Origin of the sequence: Cyanobium sp. LEGE 06143 (genome assembly GCF_015207535.1) — a bacterium.
Taxonomy (GTDB): domain Bacteria; phylum Cyanobacteriota; class Cyanobacteriia; order PCC-6307; family Cyanobiaceae; genus NIES-981.
The window spans coordinates 1-5448 of sequence record NZ_JADEWP010000177.1 but is presented as its reverse complement, the minus strand read 5'-3'; the positions used below and the strand labels follow the sequence as shown (position 1 = coordinate 5448).

The 5448-nt window shown below is 70.0% G+C and carries 6 protein-coding genes and 1 pseudogene; 2 read left to right on the top strand and 5 right to left on the bottom strand.

Features of this window, described 5'->3' with window-relative positions; all coding sequences use genetic code 11:
* Together IQ216_RS11385 and IQ216_RS11380 are read left to right on the top strand one after the other, a co-directional pair.
* A pseudogene (locus tag IQ216_RS11385) lies at nucleotides 1–270 on the top strand (GIY-YIG nuclease family protein); the annotation flags it as partial.
* A gap of 34 nt (nucleotides 271–304) precedes the next feature.
* Nucleotides 305–1843 (top strand): leucyl aminopeptidase, encoded by a 1539-nt coding sequence (locus IQ216_RS11380; protein ID WP_193815550.1) that lies wholly within the window; start codon nucleotides 305–307, stop codon nucleotides 1841–1843.
* A gap of 63 nt (nucleotides 1844–1906) precedes the next feature.
* Here the strand turns inward: IQ216_RS11380 and IQ216_RS11375 are convergent, their stop codons facing one another.
* The 5 genes from IQ216_RS11375 to fabZ form a co-directional block, all read right to left on the bottom strand.
* Complete coding sequence (locus IQ216_RS11375; RefSeq protein WP_186698934.1) at nucleotides 1907–2104, bottom strand: hypothetical protein; 198 nt, start codon at nucleotides 2102–2104, stop codon at nucleotides 1907–1909.
* Nucleotides 2105–2264: 160 nt separating this feature from the next.
* A complete protein-coding gene (gene msrA, locus IQ216_RS11370; protein WP_193815549.1) occupies nucleotides 2265–2960 on the bottom strand; it encodes a peptide-methionine (S)-S-oxide reductase MsrA in 696 nt (231 codons plus the stop codon).
* A complete protein-coding gene (gene lpxB, locus IQ216_RS11365) occupies nucleotides 2957–4144 on the bottom strand; it encodes a lipid-A-disaccharide synthase (RefSeq protein ID WP_186698930.1) in 1188 nt (395 codons plus the stop codon). The genes msrA and lpxB overlap by 4 nt, the downstream gene beginning before the upstream one ends.
* On the bottom strand, nucleotides 4144–4950 hold the full coding sequence (gene lpxA, locus IQ216_RS11360) for an acyl-ACP--UDP-N-acetylglucosamine O-acyltransferase (protein WP_193815548.1): 807 nt from the start codon (nucleotides 4948–4950) through the stop codon (nucleotides 4144–4146). The genes lpxB and lpxA overlap by 1 nt, the downstream gene beginning before the upstream one ends.
* Nucleotides 4950–5393: a 3-hydroxyacyl-ACP dehydratase FabZ gene (gene fabZ, locus IQ216_RS11355; protein ID WP_193815547.1), complete on the bottom strand. Its 444-nt coding sequence runs from the start codon at nucleotides 5391–5393 to the stop codon at nucleotides 4950–4952. Before fabZ ends, lpxA begins: the two co-directional genes overlap by 1 nt.
* Between the last annotated feature and the right edge of the window lie 55 nt (nucleotides 5394–5448).

Here is a 5448-nt window from a genome sequence, read left to right as displayed (position 1 = left end):
CTGCTGCTCTATGTGGGCGAAACCGGCGAGGCCAGCCGGCGCTGGAAAGGCACCCACGACTGCAAGAGCTATCTGGAGGCCTACGGCGAAGCCCTCAGCCACACGGGTCTGCCCAGCCGCCTCAGCATCCGCTTCTGGCTGGATGTGCCCCAGGCGATCCGGCCCCGGCGAGCCCTGGAGCAGGCGCTGATCCGCCGCTGGCAGCCCCCCTTCAACAAAGAGACCCGCGGCCGCTGGGCCACACCGTTCACGGCCGAGGCCGGCACCTGACGCTGGCTACGATCGCGTCCCCTAAGGGCAGTCCATGGAGTTCCGCTGCATCCCCGCGTCGCTGAGCAGCTCACTGGGGGCGTGTGACACGGTGGCCATCGGCCTGTTTGCCAGCCCCCAGAACGGCCCGGAAGGCTCCTCCGGCCCCAGCCACGAGGGCGGCTTCGAGCCCCTCGATCCCGCCCTGGCCGAAGCCCTCGGCGCTGAGCTTGAGCCGTGGTTACGGCAGCGGCGCTTCAAGGCCAAACCCGGCGAGTGCCTCAGCCTGCAACGCCTGGGCCAGGAGCCCACCAGCGTGATCCTGGTGGGGCTCGGCGAAGCGCCGAGCTACGCACTCTCCAGCCTGCAGGAGGCGGCGGCCGCCGCGGCCCGCTGCGCCCTGGCCAGCGGCAGTGAGCAGCTGGGCCTGGCCTTGCCGCTGGCCGGCCTGGATCCAGCTGAGGCGGCGGCGGCGATGGCCATCGCGGTGCGCCTCAGCCTCTATGAGGACCAGCGCTTCAAGGGCGAGCCCAAGGCCCGGCCCCTGCCACAGCGGATCGATCTGATCGGTCTGCCGGCCGAAGCCAGCAACGGCCTGGCGCGGGTGGAGGCCACCTGCGCCGGGGTTGAGCTGGCCCGCCAGCTCGTGGCGGCTCCGCCCAACGTGGCCACGCCCCAGCACCTGGCGGACACAGCAGCCTCGATCGCCCAGAACCATGGCCTCAGCCTCAAGGTGCTGGAGCGGGGCGACTGCGAGGCGGCCGGCATGGGGGCCTTCCTGGCGGTGGCCCAGGGCTCGGATCTGCCCCCCAAGTTCATCCACCTCACCTACACCCCCCAGGGAGGCGCCCAGCGCCGGGTGGTTCTGGTGGGCAAGGGGCTCACCTTCGATTCCGGCGGCTACAACCTCAAGACCGGTGGCTCCCAGATTGAGATGATGAAGTACGACATGGGCGGCAGCGCGGCCGTGCTGGGGGCGGCACGGGCGATCGGTCAGCTGCAGCCCGCCGGCGTGGAGGTGCATGTGATCGTGGCCAGCTGCGAAAACATGATCAGCGGCGGTGCCGTCCATCCCGGCGACGTCGTGACGACGTCCAAGGGCAGGACGATCGAGATCAACAACACCGATGCGGAAGGGCGCCTCACCCTGGCCGACGCCCTCGACTACGCCTGCGGCCTGGAGCCCGATGCCGTGGTGGATCTAGCCACCCTCACCGGCGCCTGTGTGATCGCCCTGGGCGACGAGATGGCCGGGCTGTGGTCCAACAGCGATGGGTTGGCCGAGGCCCTGCTGACGGCGGGCGCGGCGGGCGGTGAGGCCCTGTGGCGCATGCCCCTGCGCGTTTCCTACAAGAAGGGTCTCAAGAGTGGCGTGGCCGATCTCAAGAACACCGGCCCCCGCCCGGGGGGCTCGATCACCGCTGCCCTGTTCCTGCAGGACTTCGTGACCAAGGGGCTGCCCTGGGCCCACCTGGACATCGCCGGCACCGTCTGGAGCGACAAGGGCCGGGGGCTGGACCCCGCTGGCGCCACCGGTTACGGGGTGCGCACCCTGGTGGAGTGGGTCTGCCGCGGAGCCAGCAGCGGCAGCTGAGGCCCGGGCAGCTGAGGCCCGGGCCGCCGAGGCTCGGGCCGCGGGTGCTCACACCGTTGCTGGCTAAGCGGCAATCGGGCCCGCCGGGCCGGCACAGTCGGCCCTGGCCTCAGCCGGGGCTTCGAGGGCATGGATCAGCCAGCGGGCCCGGTTGCTGCAGTAGGGCAGCAGGCGGTCGAGGTCGTCAGCAGCCTGCTTGGGGCTGGCATAGGGACCGATATGGCGGGTCTGCAAGCCTTCGCGAATGGTCAGCAGATACATACAAAACTCTGCCCGTCAGTTCCTCCAGCCTAAGCGGATTGGGCCGCTTCTGAACCGCCCCGGCAGGGAAACCGGCCGTCAAGGTGACGCAGAGAACACTCGACAACCAGGCAATCTTTGTCTTTTCTTTTGCAAGGCCCCCTTGCGGCGGCGGCCTTGCTCACCACGGATCGGCCGCTCGCGCCTGGTCCCCCCACACCGCCCGCAGCCGCCGGTCGCGGCCACAGGCCCAGCGGTAGTAGCCGTAGCTGGTGCCGTTCTGATCGGCGTAGTTCTGGTGGTACGCCTCCGCCGGCCAGAACCGCTGCAGCGGTCTGATCGCCACCTGCAGCGCCGAGACCTCCACAGTCAGGGCCTGGGCGGCTGACTCCTGGCTTGCTTCGGCCTGGGCCTGCTGATCGCCGCCGGAGGTGAAGATCACCGGCCGGTAGGAGTCGCCGCGATCGCAGAACTGCCCCGCCCCATCGAGGGGATCCACGTTGCGCCAGTAGGCCCGCAGCAGGGTGGGGTAGCTGATCAGCGCGGGATCGAAGCGCACCTGCACGGCTTCCTGGTGGCCCGTTCCCCCGGCGGACACCTGGGCGTAGGTGGGATTGGCGAGGTCACCGCCGCTGTAGCCGCTCACCACCTCCAACACCCCGTTCAAGCCTTCGAGATCGTGCTCCAGACACCAGAAGCAGCCCCCTGCCAGCACCGCCTGCTGCGGTTCGGACGCCAGGGCCGGCCGGGGCGTGAACACCACCCCCAGCAGCAGAAGCAGGGCCAGCAGCGCGCCCAGGAGGCGCCGCGCGCTGCAGCTCAGCGGCCAGGGAACTGGCGACCGAGAGCTGGCGTGGCGAGGCGATGGCGGGCTCATGGGGTCTCCAGCACCAGATCGAGGATGGCGGCGGCGGCTCGGCGGGTGACGCCAGGTTCGCCCAGCACCGCCCGCAACCTGGCATAGCCCTCCAGCATCGACCCATGGGCGCCGCTGTCCGGCTGCAGCAGGGGCCGGGCAGCCCGCACGATCGCCTCGGCGGTGAGGTCGGCCTGCAGCAGCTCCGGCACCAGCCGCTCCCCCAGCACCAGGTTCACCGGCGAGATGTGGGGCACGCTGAAGCGCAGGATGCGTCGCGCCACGAAGGCCGTGAGCCCGCTCACCCGGTACACCACCACCTGGGGCACCCCCCGCAGGGCCAGTTCCAGATTCACCGTGCCCGACTTGGCCAGGGCCAGGTCGGCGGCCGCGCAGAGGGCCGGCTTGAGCCGGTCGGCATCGGCGGCAGGAATCACCAGGGCCTTCACCCCGGCCTGATCGAGCTGGCGGCTGAGGTGGGCCTCGAAACCCGAGAGCCCAGCGGGCACCACCACCTGCAGCTCCGGCTGGCAGCGCTGCAGCTCGGCGGCGGCCGCCACGATGTAGGGGAGCATGTAGCGCAGCTCCTGGCGCCGGGAGGCGGGCATCAGCAGCAGCACCGGTGCCTCATTGACCAGACCCAGCAGGGCTCTGGCCTCACTGCGGCTGGGGGATTCCTCCACGGTGTCCACCAGGGGGTGGCCGACATAGGTGACGTTGGCGCCCCGGCAGCCGTAGTAACGGGCCTCCTCCTGGAAGATGGCCAGGATCTGGTTGGTGAAGCGGATCAGGTTGGTGCGGCCTTCGGATCCGAATTTGAAGGCCCACTCCTGGGGAGCGATGTAGTACGTCACCGGCACCCCCGGAAAGCGCCGCTTCAGCCGCAGGCCCAGGTTCACGTTGGGGCCCATGTAGTCGATCAGCACCACCCCGTCCGGCGGGGCCTGGCGAAACCAGCGCTTGAGGCGGCGCTGCAGCCGCAGGGTGGGCAGCACGAAGGGCATCACCTCCAGCAGGCCAATGGCGCCCATGCGGGTGGTGTCGGCCAGCAGTTCGGCACCGGCCCGGGCCATGCGGTCGCCACCGAGGGCCACCACCTGCAGCTCCAGCCCGCGCCGACTCGCCTCCTCATAGAGCGCCTGCACCAGCAGCGCCCCCTGCAGATCGCCGGACACCTCACCGGTGCTGACCAGCAGTCGCAGCATCAGCGGGCTCCGGGGATCGGACCGCGACGCCCTGGCTGGAGCGAGGACTCCAGAAAGGCCACTAGCGTTTCTGCGGCAGCCGTGAGCGGAGTGGCCCGCAGCTGATCCAGCGCCTTGGCGAGGGTCAGCTCCTGCCGGTAGAGCAGGGACCAGCAGCGCTTGAGATCGGCGAACTGCAGGCCCCCATCCAGCTCGGTGAGCCCGCTGCGGCGCAGGCCGATCGTGTTGAGAGCCCGCACCCGCGAGGGGTGGCCTTCCACCAGGGTGAAGGGCGGCACGTCGCGCTCGATCCGGCTCATCCCCCCCACCATCGCCAGGCTGCCGATCTGCACGAACTGGTGGATGCCCAGCACCCCGCCGATCACGGCCCGATCGCCGATCACCACATGGCCGGCCACGGCCACGCCGTTGGCGATCACGATCCGATCGCCCAGGGCACAGTTGTGGCCCAGATGGCTGTAGGCCATCAGCAGGTTGCCATCGCCGATGCGGGTCTGCTGGCTGTGGGTGGTGGCACGGTTGATGGTCACGTACTCGCGGATCGTGTTGTCATCGCCGATCACCACCTCGGTGGGATCGCCGGTGTACTTGAGATCCTGGGGTTCCAGGCCGATGCAGGCCCCGGGGAAGATGCGGTTGCCGCGGCCCATGCGCACCCGGCCATCGAGCACCACATGGGGGCCGATGCTGCAGTCCGGGCCGAGGCGCACCTGGGGCCCGATCACCGCATAGGGACCCACCGCGACACCGGCGGCCAGCTCGGCGCGCGGGTCGACCACGGCGGTGGGATGGATCGTGGTGGCCATCAGTCCACCAGAGAGAACATCAATTCACCGGAACAGGCCAGCTCACCATCCACGAGGGCTTCGGCGGCCACTTTGCCGAAGCGCCGGCGCTTGAGGCTGAGCAGAGTGCAGGTGATCACGAGCTGATCGCCGGGCACCACCGGGCGGCGAAAGCGCACGCCATCGATGCCGGCAAACACGAACAGGCCCTTGGGCAGGTCGGGCATCTGGGTCACGATCAGGCCGCCCACCTGGGCCATCGCCTCCACGATCAGCACCCCGGGCATCAGGGGCCGACCGGGGAAATGCCCCTGGAAGTGGGGTTCGTTGACGGTCACGTTCTTGATGGCCACGGCCCGCTTGCCCGGCTCGTGGAGGATCACCCGATCCACCAGGGCAAAGGGATAGCGGTGGGGCAGCAGCCCCTGGATCTGCTCGGCGCTCAGCACCACGGACGGCGGCAACGGCTCAGCAGCCGCGGGGTTCTCGGAGCAGGCGGCGGAAGGGTCGGGGGAGGTG